At 71.8% G+C, this 16174-nt stretch carries 13 protein-coding genes; 7 read left to right on the top strand and 6 right to left on the bottom strand.

Annotated features, from left to right (window positions below):
* The 4 genes from ACZ7FF_RS16955 (at position 1) to ACZ7FF_RS16940 (ending at position 4958) form a co-directional block, all read left to right on the top strand.
* On the top strand, positions 1-2034 hold the full coding sequence (locus tag ACZ7FF_RS16955; protein ID WP_470812973.1) for an acetoacetate--CoA ligase: 2034 nt from the start codon (positions 1-3) through the stop codon (positions 2032-2034).
* Positions 2031-2378 carry a DoxX family protein gene (locus tag ACZ7FF_RS16950; RefSeq protein ID WP_470812972.1) on the top strand — a complete coding sequence of 116 codons (348 nt, stop codon included), beginning with the start codon at positions 2031-2033 and terminating at the stop codon, positions 2376-2378. The genes ACZ7FF_RS16955 and ACZ7FF_RS16950 overlap by 4 nt, the downstream gene beginning before the upstream one ends.
* Positions 2379-2450: 72 nt before the next feature.
* On the top strand, positions 2451-3155 hold the full coding sequence (locus ACZ7FF_RS16945) for a hypothetical protein (RefSeq protein WP_470812971.1): 705 nt from the start codon (positions 2451-2453) through the stop codon (positions 3153-3155).
* A 582-nt stretch (positions 3156-3737) separates the two neighbouring features.
* Complete coding sequence (locus ACZ7FF_RS16940) at positions 3738-4958, top strand: metallophosphoesterase (protein ID WP_470812970.1); 1221 nt, start codon at positions 3738-3740, stop codon at positions 4956-4958.
* 62 nt (positions 4959-5020) lie between these two features.
* Here the strand turns inward: ACZ7FF_RS16940 and ACZ7FF_RS16935 are convergent, their stop codons facing one another.
* Positions 5021-6442 (bottom strand): DEAD/DEAH box helicase, encoded by a 1422-nt coding sequence (locus ACZ7FF_RS16935; protein WP_470812969.1) that lies wholly within the window; start codon positions 6440-6442, stop codon positions 5021-5023.
* Between the two features lie 349 nt (positions 6443-6791).
* Between ACZ7FF_RS16935 and ACZ7FF_RS16930 the strand changes: the two genes are divergently transcribed.
* Positions 6792-7358, top strand: a complete 567-nt coding sequence (locus tag ACZ7FF_RS16930; protein WP_470812968.1) for a universal stress protein — start codon at positions 6792-6794, stop codon at positions 7356-7358.
* A gap of 153 nt (positions 7359-7511) precedes the next feature.
* Positions 7512-8480 carry an alpha/beta fold hydrolase gene (locus tag ACZ7FF_RS16925; protein ID WP_470812967.1) on the top strand — a complete coding sequence of 323 codons (969 nt, stop codon included), beginning with the start codon at positions 7512-7514 and terminating at the stop codon, positions 8478-8480.
* 21 nt (positions 8481-8501) lie between these two features.
* On the opposite strand, the gene ACZ7FF_RS16920 is transcribed toward ACZ7FF_RS16925, so the two are convergent.
* On the bottom strand, positions 8502-8837 hold the full coding sequence (locus ACZ7FF_RS16920) for a hypothetical protein (protein ID WP_470812966.1): 336 nt from the start codon (positions 8835-8837) through the stop codon (positions 8502-8504).
* Positions 8838-9135: 298 nt separating this feature from the next.
* Here ACZ7FF_RS16920 and ACZ7FF_RS16915 point away from each other — a divergent pair, with 298 nt between their 5' ends.
* Entirely contained in the window at positions 9136-10974 is a 1839-nt protein-coding gene (locus ACZ7FF_RS16915; protein ID WP_470812965.1) for a glycoside hydrolase family 15 protein, read from the top strand.
* On the opposite strand, the gene ACZ7FF_RS16910 is transcribed toward ACZ7FF_RS16915, so the two are convergent.
* The 4 genes from ACZ7FF_RS16910 to ACZ7FF_RS16895 are packed head-to-tail and all read right to left on the bottom strand — an operon-like array spanning position 10971 to position 16060.
* The gene (locus ACZ7FF_RS16910; RefSeq protein ID WP_470812964.1) at positions 10971-12746 is read right to left on the bottom strand and encodes a cation:proton antiporter; all 1776 of its coding nucleotides are present in this window, start codon (positions 12744-12746) and stop codon (positions 10971-10973) included. The genes ACZ7FF_RS16915 and ACZ7FF_RS16910 overlap by 4 nt on opposite strands.
* An 18-nt stretch (positions 12747-12764) precedes the next feature.
* Positions 12765-13805 (bottom strand): cytochrome d ubiquinol oxidase subunit II, encoded by a 1041-nt coding sequence (locus ACZ7FF_RS16905; protein ID WP_470812963.1) that lies wholly within the window; start codon positions 13803-13805, stop codon positions 12765-12767.
* Positions 13802-15232, bottom strand: coding sequence for a cytochrome ubiquinol oxidase subunit I (locus ACZ7FF_RS16900; RefSeq protein WP_470812962.1), 1431 nt, complete (start codon positions 15230-15232; stop codon positions 13802-13804). The genes ACZ7FF_RS16905 and ACZ7FF_RS16900 overlap by 4 nt, the downstream gene beginning before the upstream one ends.
* Positions 15233-15265: 33 nt before the next feature.
* Positions 15266-16060: an SDR family oxidoreductase gene (locus tag ACZ7FF_RS16895; RefSeq protein WP_470813093.1), complete on the bottom strand. Its 795-nt coding sequence runs from the start codon at positions 16058-16060 to the stop codon at positions 15266-15268.
* Between the last annotated feature and the right edge of the window lie 114 nt (positions 16061-16174).

Below are 16174 nucleotides of genomic sequence, written 5' to 3'. Positions count from 1 at the left end.
ATGACCGCCCCGCACTCCACGCCTTGCCCGGAGCCCTTCCTCTCGCCCGACCCGACGACGGCCGCCGGCAGCCGCATCGCGGACTTCGCCCGCTGGGCCGCCCGGCACCGGGGCGTCGAAGGGATCCAGGACCCCATCGACTACCAGGCCCTGCACCACTGGTCCGTCACCGACCTGAAAGGCTTCTGGGCCGCGGTGTGGGAGTACTTCGACATCGACACGACGGCTCCGTACGAGCGGGTACTGGCCGAGGAGACCATGCCCGGCGCACGCTGGTTCCCCGGCGCCACCCTCAACTACGCCCACCACGCGCTGCGCAACCTGCACCCGGACGCACCCGCGATCATCGCGCTGGACGAGACCGGAGCCGCCTACGAGATCACGGGCCGGCAGCTGCGCGCCCAGGTCGCCTCCGTCGCCGCCACCCTGCGCGACCTGGGCGTCGAACCGGGCGACCGGGTGGTCGGCTACCTGCCCAACACCCCCCACGCCGTCATCGCCTTCCTCGCCACCGCCAGCCTGGGCGCAGTGTGGTCCGTGTGCGGCCAGGACTACGCCCCCAAGGCCGCAGCCGACCGCTTCGCCCAGCTCGAACCCACGGTGCTCGTCACCGCGGACGGCTATCTCTTCAACGGCACGCGGCACGACCGCCGCGCAGCCTCGCTTGACCTCGCCGCGGCCCTTCCCACCCTGAAGGCCACGGTGCTCGTGGACCACCTGGGCCTCACCTGGCCCGAGACCCAGCACAGCAGCCTGGCAGTGCCCTGGGAAGACGCCGCCACCCGCACCGAATACCTCACCATCACGCCGGTGCCTTTCGACCATCCACTGTGGATCGTCTTCTCCTCCGGCACCACCGGCCTGCCCAAGGGCATCGTCCACGGCCACGGAGGCGTCCTGCTCGAACACCTCAAGATCCTCGGCCTGCACTGCGACCTGGGCGTCGAGGACCGCCTGTTGTGGTACACCACCACCCACTGGATGATGTGGAACCTGGTCGTCTCCACCCTGCTGACCGGCGCCACCACCTGCACCTACGACGGCAGTCCCGCGCCGGTGGCACGCCCGGACGTCCTGTGGGAGCTGGCGGCCCGCCACAAGGTCACCATCTTCGGCACCAGTCCCCAGTACCTGCTGGCCATGGCCAAGCTGGGCATCGAACCCGGCGTACACGACCTGACGGCCATCCGGGTCATCGGCAGCACCGGCTCCGCCCTGCCCGCCTCCGCCTATCCGTGGGTCCGCGACCACGTGGGCGCAGGCATCCAGCTGGCCTCCACCAGCGGCGGTACCGATGTCGTCTCCGGCTTCGCCGGCAGCGCCCCCATCACCCCTGTCTGGGCGGGCGAGGTGTCCGCCCCCAACCTCGGTGTGGCGCTCGCGGCGTACGACGGCGCCGGACGGCCGGTCGTCGACCAGGTCGGTGAACTGGTCGTCACCCGCCCGATGCCCTCCATGCCGCTGTACTTCTGGAACGACCCCGATGGCAGCCGCTACCGCGACACCTACTTCACCGCCTACCCGGGCGTGTGGCGGCACGGCGACTGGATCACGGTCACGGGTCACGGCTCGGTCATCGTCCACGGCCGCTCCGACGCCACCCTCAACCGCAACGGCGTACGCCTGGGCAGCGCCGACATCCACGACATCGTCGAACGCCTCCCCGAGATCAACGAAGCCCTCGTCATCGGCGCGGAGGAACCCGACGGCGGCTACTGGATGCCACTCTTCGTGGTCCTCGCCGACGGAATCGAGCTGGACGAGTCCCTGCGCGACCGGATCCGCGACGCGATCCGCGTCGGCGCCTCCCCCCGCCATGTCCCCGACGAGATCGTCGCCGTGCCGGCCATCCCGCACACGAAGACCGGCAAGAAGCTCGAGGTCCCGGTCAAGCGCCTCCTCCAGGGCGCCCCCGCTGAGCAGGTCCTCCAACCTTCCGCGGTCGACAACCCCGACCTGATCGCCTACTTCACCGGCCTGGGAGCCGAACGCCGCCATGCCCGCCGCCCGCACACCCCCGAAGGCGTCTCGTGATCCTGTCCGCCTCCCTGACCTGTCTCATCGCATTGAGCTTCGCCCTGCTGGGCGCGGCCAAGATCCTGGCTCTCGGCCCGATGTCCGAGCTGGCCGCCCACGCCGGCTTCACCACCGCGGCCTACCGGGTCATCGGCGGGCTGGAGCTGGCGGGCGCCATCGGCGTGGCCCTCGGCCCGGTCGTACCGTTGTGCGGCGGCCTGGCCGGCATCGGACTGCTGATGCTGCTCGCCGGTGCCGTGACCACGCACGTACGCAAGGGCGACGGGCTGACCAGGCTCCTCCCCGCGGTGACGTGCGCGGCCCTGGTCGCCTGGTATCTCGTACTCCTCGCCGGCCTCTGACCCGTTGCGGGGGGCTGTCGGCGGCCACTCGTCCTGTGAGCGAGCCCGCGGCGGGGCTGGCAGACTGAATCTGTGGTTCCGCTGATGGTCGCGGCGGATGAGATCGCGTCCTCATCGCTTACCGGCGCCAGTGTGGTGTCAGCCTGCGCACTGCTCTTCACCGTCGCGTCGTTCTGGTGGCTCAACGCCCGACAGGGACGCCTGCAGGCGTGGGAGCCTCATTCCTTCGCGACGATCGTCCACGGTTCCACGGCACGCCTACGACTGCCTCTCGTCCTGCACAACACCGGTCCCAAGCCGATCGTCGTGCAGGACCTCATCCTGACCTTCCCTGACGAGCCCGCCTCTCATCTGCCACTCCTGTGGGTGTCCTCCCCCTCCCGGCTCCAACCGGGGCCGGACGAGGAGGCGAAGCTGCCGGCGGGGTTCGTCGTGCCCGGCAGAGAAGCGCGACAGCTCTTCCTCGAGTTCGAGGCACCGTTTTCCGGATTCCTCCCGGAGGCCCGTGACTACAAGGCCCAGATACAGGTGCGGGTCGGCCACCGCAAGGGTTGGCGCCCCTTGCTGACGTTCAGCTTGAGGGCCGCCAACATCATCGATCCAGATCGCTACACCGTTTACAACAACGCACCGCTCGAGCTGACGAAGGAAGACCAGAAAAGAGCGGATGCCGCGCTCCTCGAACTGCTGGAAGAGCACGGGGACGGCTCCCCTCCGGGCGGCCGGAGACAGGAAGGCCCTCCCAATGACGAAGGTGACGCCGACACGAGCCGCTGACATCGCCGTCCGTCCTCTGACGTGGACAGCGGTGACACCGGGCCCGCCGGGCCACTCGGTCGCCAAGGGCCCCGACCGGATTTGCCGAGCACTCGACGCGAGAGCGCAGGGAGGAGAACCCGGGGGCGCCGGAGCTGCAGCACGCCCGTCCGGAAGCCCCCGCCGGCGCTGCTATTCCGCACCCGCCCTGGAGTGACGTGGGCGCCCGAAGACGGCCCTACAACCTGTGCCATGTCGTACCGCAAGACTCGCACGCCAACACCGCAGATCACGCAGCAAGATCCGGACCAGGTGCGGACCAACTGGGCTCAGCAGCAGACGAAGAAGCCGGGTTTCTTCTAGGCGCGGGAAACGGGCGCCTGACCTGGGCAGATGCCCGGCAGGCGCCCTTCCTGGCGCACATCCGCTCCCACCGGGCCGGCGCGCGCACTGTGCGGGGTCGACGCCGGAGGCCGACCAGAACGAGCCGCCTGCGTGCCGCAGGTCGTGGGGGACGCTTCGCCACCTTGAACACCGGTCCGGCCGGCCCGAGGGCGACCGGATACAGTGCGCGGGACGGCAGCCCGGTCAGGGAGGGGAAGCGTGACCGACACCAGCAACACCCGGCCCGTCGAGGGTGTGGCGCAAGCACCGCGGCAGAACCGGCTGCACCGCCTGATGCGCCACATCCCCCTGATCGCCCCCGTCCTGCTGTGGGCCGTGCCCTGCTGGGTGCTCCTGTACAGCGGCCAGCACTGGCCGCTGCCCGTCGCGTCGGCCGGCACCCTCCTGTTCGCCCTCGGCCTCATCGGTATGCCGCTCGCGATGGTGCGCGGCCACGGCCGGCGTCAGCAGGACCGGGCGGCGATCGTCGGTGACACCCTGCTGGGCACCAGCTGGGTCCTGTTCACCTGGTCGTTGCTGCTCGGCGTCCTGTTGCGACTCGTCCTGCTCCTGGCCGGCGTCGGCGGGAGTCAGGATCGGGCCCGGATCGTCACCTGGGCCGTCCTCGGCGTGACCGCCGCGCTTCTCGCCTGGGGGTACGCCGAGGCCCGTCGCGTGCCCCGGGTGCGCCGGCTCGACGTGCCGCTCCCGCGGCTGGGTGCCGGGCTGGACGGCACCCGTGTCGTCCTCATCACCGACACCCACTACGGCCCGCTCGATCGCGCTCGCTGGTCGGCGCGGGTGTGCGAGACGGTGAACTCCCTGGAAGCCGACCTGGTCTGCCACACCGGCGACATCGCGGACGGTACGGCCGAACGCCGCCGCGCCCAGGCCGTCCCCCTCGGTACCGTGCGGGCCACCCGCGCCCGTGTCTACGTCACCGGCAACCACGAGTACTACAGCGAGGCCCAGGGCTGGGTCGACCTGATGGACGAGCTGGGCTGGGAGCCGCTGCGCAACCGCCATCTGCTGCTCGAACGCGGAGGCGACACCCTCGTGGTCGCCGGCGTGGACGACGTCACCGCCGAGTCCTCCGGCCTGGAAGGCCACCGCGCCCACCTCGCCGGTGCCCTGCACGGCGCCGACCCCGACCTGCCCGTGCTGCTCCTGGCACACCAGCCCAAGTTCGTCGACCGGGCGGCAGCCGGCGGCATCGACCTCCAGCTCTCCGGCCACACCCACGGTGGCCAGATCTGGCCCTTCCACCACCTGGTCCGCATCGACCAGCCGGCCGTCGCCGGGCTCAGCCACCACGGCGCCCGCACGCTCCTCTACACCAGCCGCGGCACCGGCTTCTGGGGCCCACCGTTCCGCGTCTTCGCCCCCAGCGAGATCACCCTGCTGGTGCTCCGCTCCCCGCACCTGCCCGCTTCGCCGTAGCACGAGGCGGGCCGGCACGGGCGCTCGGAAGCGACGCGTGTGGCCCGCGCCCCGTGTTCGTCTCAGCCGCCGCGCCGCACCCGGGCCGCCTTACGGGCCTCCGCGAGCTTGCGGGCCTCGCTGCTCTTGCGGGACGACCCGCCGCCCGAGCCGCCCTTCGCGTCCTTGGTGCTGCCCAGGCCGCGGAACGGGGCGTTGTGGTTCTTGGGGCGCGGCACGGCCGGCCCGCCGTCGAGAGGCCGTCCGGAGGGGGCCTTGGCGCCGGTGATCCGGCTCAGCTCCGCCTCGCCGGAGCGCACTTTGGTGACCTTGGGGGCGACGCCGGCGTCATCCATGACCTGGCTCGTCTCGCGGCGCTGGCCCGACATGGCGAGTGTCACGACGGTGCCGGATCGGCCGGCCCGGGCCGTGCGGCCCGCACGGTGCAGGTAGTCCTTCGGGTCGGTGGCCGGGTCGACGTTGACCACGAGGTCGAGGTCGTCGACGTGCAGGCCGCGTGCGGCGACGTTCGTCGCCACCAGCGCGGTGACCTGGCCGTTCTTGAACTGGGCCAGGGTCCGGGTGCGCTGCGGCTGGGACTTCCCGCTGTGCAGGGCGTCGGCGGCGACGCCGTTGGCCCGCAGGTGGCGCGTGAGCTGGTCGACGCCGTGCCTGGTGTCCAGGAACAGCAGGACGCGGCCGTCCCGGGCGGCGATCTCCGTGGTCACGGCGTAACGGTCCGGGCCGTGCACGAGGAGGACGTGGTGCTCGATCGAGGAGACCGCGCTGGACGAGGGATCCACGGAGTGGACGGCGGGGTCGCGCAGGTAGCGCTGCACCAGCTCGTCGACGTCGCGGTCGAGGGTGGCGGAGAACAGCATCCGCTGCCCGTCCGGACGGACCTGGTCCAGCAGCTCGGTGACCTGCGGCAGGAACCCCATGTCACACATCTGGTCGGCCTCGTCCAGGACCGCGATGCGCACCCGTCCCAGTCGGCAGCCCTTGCGCTCGACCAGGTCGTGCAGCCGGCCGGGCGTGGCGACGACGATCTCGACGCCGTCCCGCAACGCGGCGGCCTGCCGTCCGATGGACACTCCGCCCACCACGGTCGCGAGCCGCAGCCGCAACGCCTCGACGTACGGGGTGAGCTCCTCACCGACCTGCTGCGCCAGCTCCCTGGTGGGCACCAGGACGAGCGCCAGCGGCTCCTTCGGCTGCGCACGCTGCCCGGCGGTCCGGGCGAGCATCCCCAGGCCGAAGGCGAGCGTCTTCCCGGATCCCGTGCGGCCCCGGCCCAGGACGTCCCGTCCCGCGAGCGCGTTCGGCAGCGCCGCCGCCTGGATGGGGAAGGGCACGGTGACGCCGTGCTCGTCGAGCACCCGCAGAATCTCGGCCGGCAACCCCAGCTGCGCGAAGGACGCCGTCGTGGGCACGGCCGAAGCGGCGCGCGACGCCTCGGACACCTCGTCCTGCTGCCGGGCATCGGCACGTGCTGATTCGCTCACAGTGAGCCTTCCTCCGAAGGGACCGTACCGAGGAAGGCGCGGCGGGGACGCGACGACCGGCCGGCGACACCGAACGGGGCACCGGCACAGCGACGCCGCAAACGCACAACGCTAGCACGGGTCGCGCCGCCCGGGCCTCCCGGTCGCGCCGCTCAGCCGGGCGACGACAGCCGGATCCGCCTGTGCGGATCGCCTCGGGCGTCGATCCGGTCAGGAATCGGCTGAAGGACGCCGGGACTTTGCGCAAGGGCTGTTCGAAGCGGTGGATCAGCGGTGTGATGGAAGCGGTTCCAGGGAGGATCGCCGGCCGGGCAGCGCGCGGCCGGCCGGGTGCAGAACGGTGGATGCGATGTCCGAGTCCAGACCGCCCTCGGCCGCCCGCGTCGTGGTGGGGGTGAGCGGCTCGCCGGGGAGCCTCGACGCGCTCGGCCGCGCGGCCGTCGAGGCCAGGCGCCGCGGAGCGGAGCTCTGGCCGGTGCTGGCCTGGGAGCCGCCGGAGGGAGACCCGACCGCCCGCAGGTTCCCGGCCGCGGCCGCCATGGCCGGGAAGTGGGAGCGGCTGGCACGGGAGCGGCTCGACGAGGCGCTGTGCGAGGTGTTCGGCGGCGCCGACCCGGGGGTGCCCGGGCGGGCGCTCGTCGTAAGGGGTGCCCCGGGACCGGCGCTGGTGCGGACCGCCGACCGGGACGACGACATCCTCGCGATCGGCGCCGGCGGACGGGGCCGGCTGCTGCGCGTCCTGCGGCCGTCGGTCGGCCGGCACTGCCTCGCGCACGCCACCTGTCCCGTTCTCGTGGTGCCGCCGTCCCCGCTCCAGGCCGCGCTGGCGGCGGCCCACCGCCGCAACATCTGGCGGCTGCGGCTGGACACCGGCCATGTGCAACGCGAGTTCGGGATCCTCCCGCCCGACGCCTGAGGCCGGCAGCCGCGCCGAGACGACGAGCGCGCCGGCCAGCGCGCCCAGGATCCGCTGCCGCTCCCGTGCGGCGGGCGCCGGGACAGGCAGGCTCGCCACGCCTCCGGGGCCGGTGACGCCGTTCGAAGATCTCGGCGGCGTACGCTCGTGCGCATGGTTGGGCATCGGATGGTCGACGTGAACGGCGTTCGCCTGCACATCGCCGAGCAGGGCGACGGCCCTCTGGTGGTGCTCCTGCACGGCTTCCCCGAGTCCTGGCACTCCTGGCACCGCCAGTTCGGCCCGCTGGCCGACGCGGGCTTCCGGGTGGTCGCCCCGGACCAGCGCGGCTACGGACGCAGTGACCGCCCCGAGAACGTCGACGCGTACACCATCCTCCATCTGGTCGGCGACGTCGTCGGGCTGATCCGGGCCCTCGGCGAGGAGAAGGCGTACGTCGTCGGGCACGACTGGGGTGCGCCCGTCGCCTGGCACACCGCGCTGCTGCGGCCGGACATGGTGCTCGGGGTGGCCGGCCTGAGCGTGCCGCCGCCCTTCCGGGGCTCGGAGCCCCCGCTGCCCGCCATGGAGAAGCGGTTCGGCGGCCGCTTCTACTGGAACTACTTCAACCGCCCCGGCGTCGCCGACGCCGAGTTCGCGAAGGACACCCGCACCGCTCTGCGGAAGTTCGTCTGCTGGGGTTCCGGCGACGGCCTCGGCGGCGGCGAGGTCGGGCAGCCGCTGGTCGACCCCGAGCGCGGCTGGCTGGCGGACATGCCGGATCCCGAGGTGCTGCCGGGGTGGTTCACCGAGGAGGACCTCGACGCGCTCACCGAGAGCTTCTCCAAGGGCTTCACCGGGGCCCTCAACTGGTACCGCAACCTCGACCGCAACTGGGAACTGACCGCTCCCTGGCAGGGCGCCACCATCACCCGGCCCGCGCTGTACGTCTACGGCGACCGCGACGTCGTCCCCGCCTTCCCCGGGACGCCCGAACTCATCACGAGGCTCCCCGCCCTGATGCCCAGCCTGTGGCGCGAGCCCGTCGAACTGCCCGGTTGCGGGCACTGGACCCAGCAAGAGCGTCCGGACGAGGTGAACGCTGTCCTGGTCGAGTTCCTCACGGCGCTCTCCCGGGCCTGACCGCTTCCCGGGCCCCTGCCGTCACTCGGGGGCGAAGGAGAAGCTGCGCCACAGCCCCGTGGTCATGACGACCTGGTCCGACGCCCCGATGTCCAGGTAGTTGCTCGCCCCGCCCGGCGGCACCGTGCAGTCGGGCGTGGTGAACAGGAGCAGGTTGCTCTGCGTCTGGTTGTTGACGTGCGTCACGCCGTCGAGGAACCGATGGCATCCGTGGATCGGCGGGTTCGAGATGGTCTCCACGAGCCTGACACCGTTGCGCGCCACGATCTGACCGGACGCCTGGTCCTCGCAGGCGGTGAGCGCGATGCCGAGCACCATGATGCCGGTGAGCGCGACCAGCGACCGTGAAGAGGGCATCGAGCCTCCTGAGGGACGGGGAGCTGCGAGGGACGTGATCCCGCCACCACTATCCGTCAGAGCCGTCGGACCCGCCCGGTGGGTACGACCGTTGCGGGCACGAGACGGGACCGGTCGCTCGATGGCGGTGATTGGCCGGCCGCCGCGCGGGGGCACGAGGCGAAGGGTCCCGCGTCGGCCCCCACGACCAGCGTGTACCGCGCGGACCGGGCCCGGCGGGCCGGAGCCGGATCTCCAGCTTACGCTGATCGGAAGGGGGGTGCATTCGGGTGAATCGGACACCGAGAGGGGTGCTTCGATGGGCGACTATCCCCTGATCGAGAACCACGGTCTGGTCGGCGATCTGCAGACGGCGGCGCTCGTGACCACCGACGGGACCGTCGACTGGCTCTGCCTCCCCCGGTTCGACTCGCCCAGCGTGTTCGGCGCGCTCCTGGACAGGGGCAAGGGCGGCCACTGCACGGTCCGTCCGGGCCACGAGACGTACGCCACCAAGCAGTTGTACCTGCCGGACACGGCGGTCCTGGTCACGCGGTTCATCACCGAGGCCGGCGCCGGGGAGGTCCTGGACTTCATGCCCGTGACCGGGCCGGTGGCCACGCCCAGTCACCGGCTGGTGCGCATGGTCCGCTGTGTGCGCGGCAGCATGACGTTCGACGTCGGCATCGCGCCGCGGTTCGACTACGGCCGCAGATCGCACCGGCTGCACATCAGGGAGCAGGGAGCGGTGTTCGCCGCCGAGGACGGCACGGAGCTCACCGTGCACCCCGTCCGCGAACCCGACGACGACCGGCTGGTGGACGTTTTCACCGACCGGGGGGACGATCTGCACTTGACCCTGTCCCTGCAGGCGGGCCAGCAGCGCGGGCTGGTCCTGGAGTCGGCGGCCGCCGGGCCGCCCAGGCAGATCCGGCTCGCCGAGTACCAGGAACTCTTCGAGGAGACCGTCAGGTTCTGGCGCTCGTGGCTGACCCAGTCGCAGTACTCGGGACGCTGGCGGGAGACGGTGGAGCGCTCCGCGATCACGCTGAAGCTCATGACGTACGCGCCGAGCGGCGCCCTCGTGGCCGCCCCGACGACGGCGCTCCCCGAACAGCTGGGCGGGGAGCGCAACTGGGACTACCGGTTCACCTGGATCCGTGACGCCTCGTTCTCGGTGTACGCCCTGCTGGGGCTGGGGTTCACCGAGGAGGCCAGGGCGTTCATCGACTGGCTGTCCGACCGGGTCAGGGAACGGGCGGGCAGCGACGGGGACTCCGGGCCGCTCAACATCATGTACCGGGTCGACGGCTCCTCCGACCTGGAGGAGGAGATCCTCGACCACTGGGAGGGCTACGAGCGTTCCGCGCCGGTGCGGATCGGCAACGGTGCCGCGACACAGCTCCAGTTGGACATCTACGGCGAGGCGCTGGACAGTATCCACTTCGCGCACCGGCACGGGATCCAGATGGGGCACCAGGACTGGACCTCGCTGCTGACGAACCTGGAGTGGCTGGTCGACCACTGGGACCAGCCGGGAGAGGGCCTGTGGGAGACCCGCGGCGGCCGCCAGCACTTCACGTACGGCCGCGTGATGTCCTGGGTGGCGTTCGACCGCGCGCTGCGGCTCGCCGAGGCGAACGGCCGGCCGTCCGTGGCCGAGCGCTGGAGCCGTGAACGGGACGCGATCTACGAGCAGATCATGGCGAACGGGTGGAGCGAGGACCGGCGGGCCTTCGTCCAGCACTACGGCAGCGACGTGCTGGACTCCTCGCTGCTGCGCATGGCGACGGTCGGCTTCATCACCCCCGAGGATCCGCTGTGGACGTCGGCCCTCGACGCGATGGAGGCGGAACTGGTCAGCGACAGCCTGGTCTACCGCTACAACCCGGAGGCCTCGCCTGACGGCCTGCGCGGCTCGGAGGGCACCTTCTCGCTGTGCACGTTCATGTACGTCGACGCCCTGGCGCGTGCGGGGCGTACCAACCGGGCGCGGCTGGTGTTCGAGAAGATGATGGGGTACGCCAACCATCTCGGGCTGTACTCGGAGGAGATCGGCCTGACCGGCCGTCAACTCGGCAACTTCCCACAGGCGTTCACTCATCTCGCCCTGATCGACGCGGCGCTGACCCTGAACGAGGCCCTCGACCGGCGCTAGCCCGGGGCCGGTTCGGCCGGCGGCGCGGGTCCGAGGAGCACGAGTGTGTCGCCCGGCTGCGCGCCGACCGGCAGGGTCTCGGTGACGGGTTCCAGCCGGCCGTCGCGCCGTACGACGAACAGGGCGTCGTGTCCCGGCGGTTGGGGTGCCGACGCGGGCTGTACGTGGAAGCGGGCGCCCCGCTCGTGGCGGGCGGCGAGGGCGTGGCGCACGAGGGTGGGGCCGAAGAGGGTGCCGCGGGCGGTGTAGGGGGCGACGACGCCCGGGCTGCCGGGAGGCGGTGCCACACGGTGGACCGGGCCCTCGACGCTGTCCTCCATGACGATGGAGGCGAGGGCGTTGAAGTCGTCGTCGTCCGTGAGCAGGAGGACCGAGGTGATGCCCTCCAGCCGGCCGCTGGGGTCGGCCGCGACGGCCATCAGCTCCCCGGCGGCCAGTTCGAGCCCCGCCTCCCGGATGCGCTCCCGCTCCTGCGTCGAGCCCGCCCACATCAGCACGTCCAGACCGGCGGTGCGCAGCGACCGGGCGAGGTCGACGACCCAGGGCTCGCCGCCCACCAACAGGGGGCGCGCCCGCGCGGGCAGGGCGACGCCCAGCGCTCCGGCCACGGGTCTCGCCGTCAGGGCGTAGATCACGACGGTTCCGACGATCACCAGGAAGGTGACGGGGAGGATCTTCGCGGCGCCGCGCAGTCCCGCGGCGGTGAGCGAGGCCGAGAAGGTCGTGGCGGTGGACGCGGCCACGATGCCGCGCGGGGCCATCCAGCCGACGAAGGCCCTTTCGCGGTGCGTCAGTTCCGTCCCGGTGGTGGACAGCACGGCCACCAGGGGCCGGACCACCACGACGAGCACGACGACGAGTACCGCCGTGGGAAGCAGCACCGGGACCAGGGACCTGGGCGTCACGGTGGCCGAGATGGACACGAACAGCAGGCCGATGATGAGCTGGACGAGCGTCTCGAAGAACGGCCGGCGGGCGGGCATGTCGAACCCCGGGAGGTTCGCGGCGGCGAGTCCGGTGACGATCGCGGCGATGAGTCCGGTGTCGTCGAACACCATGTCGCAGCCCGCGGCCACCACGACCACGGTGGCCAGTTGGGCGAGCGTGCCGAGCGTCTCGCCGAGGCGGAGCCGGCGGAGGGTGAGCCACAGCAGCGCGGTGCCCACCGCGCCCCCGGCGATGCCGACGGCGAGGCCGGCGACGAACGAGCCGACGCGGAAATGGCCGCTCTGCAGGCCGCCGGAGACGATGGAGTGGAACACGACGGCGCCGAGGATGCCGCCGACGGGGTCGATCAGGGAGCCCTCCCACATCAGGACCCGCCGGACCCTGTCCGCCGGCCGGACGTGGTCCAGCACGGGACCGACCACCGTGGGCCCGGACACCACGAGAATCACACCGGTCATGCTGGCAACGGCCGCCGGCACCCCGAACAGGGCCGGCCCCAGGCCCATGACACTCCCCCAGGTGAGCAGCACCCCGAACGCCATAAGGCGCAGCACGACGCGGCGGGTGGCGCCCCTGAGGTGGCGCAGGTCGAGTCCCAGTCCGGAGTCGTAGAGGATGATCGCCACCGCCACCGACACCAGCGGGGAGAACGCCGGCCCGAGGAGCTTGTCGGGGCGGACGACGCCGGTCAGGGCTCCGGCGGCGAACCCGGCCGGCAGCAGGGCGAGCAGGGCCGGGATGCGCAGCCGGCTCGCGAGGATCTGGCACCCGACGGCGAGGGCCACGGTGAGGCCGATGCCCAGCAGGATGTCGTCCGTGCTCACCCGGGACCCGCCGGGCGGTCAGGCCTCGTCACCGATGTCGCCGCGCCGCAGATCGGCGTCGGTGAGGCCCTCCAGCTCGCCGTGGGTGTCCAGCCAGTAGAGCGCGGCGACGGCGGGGACGATGAAGACGACGGCGACCAGGGTGACCAGGCCCAGCCAGCGCAGTGTGCTGTGCGCGCCCGCCCCGGCGGCGACGGTCAGGGAGGTCGGGATGAGGTAGGGGCGCTGGGCCATGCCCCAGGCGAGGATCGACGACGCGACCACGCCGACCGCCGTGACCCTGGACCAGGCTCCCGAGGGGCGCCACAGCAGCCAGGCGGTGGCGAGCGTGCTCAGCGCCGCGAGGACGACGAAGACGAGGCCCACGCCGTGCGTGAGCCCGTGCCACACGTAGAGGGCGTCCCCGTGGGTGACGCCCAGTGTGATCACGGCGAGAACGGCCACGGCGGCCAGGGCGGCCCATGCGCGCCGCCGGAAGTAGGCGTCCAGGTCGGGCGCGTCGAAGCGCCGGGCGTCCGCGGCGAGGAAGACCGCGCCGAGCATCGCGGTGGTCGCGATGGCGAGGAGGCCGAACAGCAGGGACGTGGGGTTGGCCCAGACGTCCGTCGACGCCTGGGTCGTGGCGGTCACCCGGCCCGAGGCCACTCCCCCGGCCGCGGCACCGAGGAAGAACGGTGTCAGCAGCGAGGAGACGGCGAACACCGCACCGTACAGGCGGCGGCCGGCCAGCTTCGTCAGGGGCTTGCGCAGTGCGAAGCCGGCCCCGCGGAGCACGGTGCCGACGGCGGCCAGGGCCAGCGGCAGCCACATGGTGGTGAACACCTGCTGGAAGAGGACGGGGAAGCCCGTCCACATGATGACCAGTACGAAGATCAGCCAGACGTTGTTGACCTCCCACACGGGAGCCATCGCGTGGTCGATCAGCCAGCGTGCGCGTCTGCCGCGCTCCGCACCGCCCGCGATCAGGTCCCAGAAGCCGGCTCCGTAGTCGGTACCGCCGCCGCAGGCGTAGGCGGCGACCGCGAGCAGCAGGACGACGGCGATGACCCCGGCGATCACAGCCGGCTCCCCGTGGAGCGGGGCCCGTAGGGGGTGTCCGTCTCCGGTGTCTCCCGCGCTTCCCGCGGCCCGCCGGTCCGGTCGGCGAGCCGCCAGCGGGTGCGCATCTTCAGCAGCACCGCCAGGAACGACCCGAAGACGAAGACGTAGACGAGGACGATCAGGCCGAACATGGTCCACAGGCTGCCGGAGCGGGTGGCGGTCACCGCTTCGGCGACTCGCATGTTCTGGTACACGATCCAGGGCTGGCGGCCCACTTCGGTGGTGATCCAGCCGCACTCGACGGCGACGACGGAGGCGACTCCGGCGACGGCCGCGCACCGGAGGAACCAGCGGGATTCGGGCGCCCTGCGGCGCAGCAGCCACATCGCCGCGTACCAGAGCGCGAGCAGCACCAGTGCCGAGCCGATGCCGACCATGGTGTCGAAGGTCCAGTGGGCGATGGTGGCCTCGGCGGGTGTCGGCCGGTCGGCCGCGGGCACGGAGGTGAGCCCGGTGACCTGGGTGTCCGGGCGGAACCCGGCCAGGATGGAGTCGAGTTGCGGGATCCGGATGCCGCCGGAGATGGTGCCGTCCGGATGCAGCCGGCCGTAGATGTACTCGGGCTCGTGGGTGTCGGTCTTCCAGACGATCTCCATGGCGGCGAACTTCACCGGCTGCTTGTGGAAGACCTGCCGGGCGATGGAGTCGCCGAGCACGAACTGCACCGGGGTGAGCACCGCGGCCAGCGTGAAGGGGATGGTGAAGCCGAGCCGGTGGTAGTGGTTCCGGCGGCCGCGCAGCAGGCCGACGGCGTACACGCCGGCCACCACGAAGCCCGCCGTCACGAACATCGCCACGACGAAGTGCCAGTACTGCGGGCCGAACATGGGCGTGAAGACGGCCTTCCGGACGCTCACGTCGACGGGGTTGCCGGCGGAGTCGAGGGTGAAGCCCCGGGGGGTGTTCATCCACGAGTTGGCGGCCAGGATGCCGAAGGCGCCGAGCAACGCGGCGAAGGGCAGCGGCAGTCCGAGCAGGAAGTGCGTCCGAGAGGGCAGTCTGCGCCAGCCGTAGAGGTAGATGGCGATGAGGACGGCCTCCAGGAAGAACGCCCACGCCTCGACGCCGAACCCGATGCCGAAGACATCGCCCCACCGGCCCATCATGCCCGGCCACAGCAGTCCGAACTCGAACGACAGCACGGTGCCGGTGACGACCCCGATCGCGAACTGGACCGCCATCACCGCCGACCAGCGGCGCGCCAGCAGCAGGGCGGTGGGGTCGCCGCGGCGCAGGCCGTAGCCGTGCATGACGAGCGTGATCAGCGGCAGCGCGACGCCGAGGGGGACCAGGATGATGTGGGAGGCCAGGGTGAAGGCCATCATCGACCTGGCCGGCAGCGTCTGCGGCGGGACGTCGGCCGCCAGCAGCAGGACCGTGTGCATGTGTGCCTCTCGGGCCGACGCGGGTGGGGTGTGTCAGCCGCCGGTGGCGAAGCCGGGGAAGAGCGTCATCCCGCCGTCCACGAAGAGGGTGGTGCCCACGACGTAGTCCATCAGGTCGGAGGCGAGGGCGACGACGGCGTTGGCGATGTCCTCGGGGTCGCCGATCCGCTTGTACGGGATCAGCCGCATCAGGTCCTCCTCGGCCTCCGGCGTCTCCCAGGCGTCGCGGTTGATGGGCGTCCTGATGGCCCCGGGGGCGACCGCGTTCACACGGATCCCCTTCGGGGCGAGTTCCTGCGCCAGGGTCGCCATCATCATCTGCACGCCGCCCTTGGACGCCGCGTAGTTCACATGGCCGGTCCACGGGATGATCTGGTGCACCGAGCTCATGCAGATGATCTTCCCTGCGGCCGACGACACCTCGGGGACGACCCCGCGGCGCAGGAACTCCTTGGCCGCCTCGCGAGCACAGAGGAACTGCCCGGTGAGGTTGACGTCCAGGACCTTCTGCCACTGGGCGAGGGTCATCTCCGCGAGCGCGGCGTCCCGCTGCAGTCCCGCGTTGGCGACCAGGATGTCGATCGTCCCGAACTCCTGGACCATCCGGTTCATCATGGCGACGACCTGGTCCTCGTCGGACACGTCGGCTTCGTAGGCCTCGGCCCGCACGCCGAAGCCGGTGATCTCCCGCACCACCTTCTCGGCCTCGTCGCGGCCGGCCACGTAGTTCACCACGACGTCGGCACCGGCGCGGCCGAGGGCCACGGCGGTCGCCCTGCCGATCCCGGAGTTGGCGCCGGTGACGATCGCCTTCTGGCCCTTCAGCAGGTGGGAGGGGGGAATCACGGCCTGGGGTGTGCCCTCGGTGGAACTCACGATGTGCTGCTCCTCCACTGCGTGCCCGGACGGCCGGGCACCTGGCCCGGAGGGTCAGGCACCAGG

Source organism: Streptomyces sp. NPDC037126 (assembly GCF_055605965.1).
The sequence above is the reverse complement of the archived record's forward strand: the minus strand, read 5'-3'. Positions and strand labels throughout refer to the sequence as shown.

Coding starts and splice junctions, on each gene's coding strand:
- ACZ7FF_RS16915 (WP_470812965.1), top strand. CDS start 9,136: ATGGGCGACTATCCCCTGATCGAGAACCACGGTCTGGTCGGCGATCTG.
- ACZ7FF_RS16955 (WP_470812973.1), top strand. CDS start 1: ATGACCGCCCCGCACTCCACGCCTTGCCCGGAGCCCTTCCTCTCGCCC.
- ACZ7FF_RS16920 (WP_470812966.1), bottom strand. CDS start 8,837: ATGCCCTCTTCACGGTCGCTGGTCGCGCTCACCGGCATCATGGTGCTC.
- ACZ7FF_RS16925 (WP_470812967.1), top strand. CDS start 7,512: ATGGTTGGGCATCGGATGGTCGACGTGAACGGCGTTCGCCTGCACATC.
- ACZ7FF_RS16900 (WP_470812962.1), bottom strand. CDS start 15,232: ATGCACACGGTCCTGCTGCTGGCGGCCGACGTCCCGCCGCAGACGCTG.
- ACZ7FF_RS16930 (WP_470812968.1), top strand. CDS start 6,792: ATGTCCGAGTCCAGACCGCCCTCGGCCGCCCGCGTCGTGGTGGGGGTG.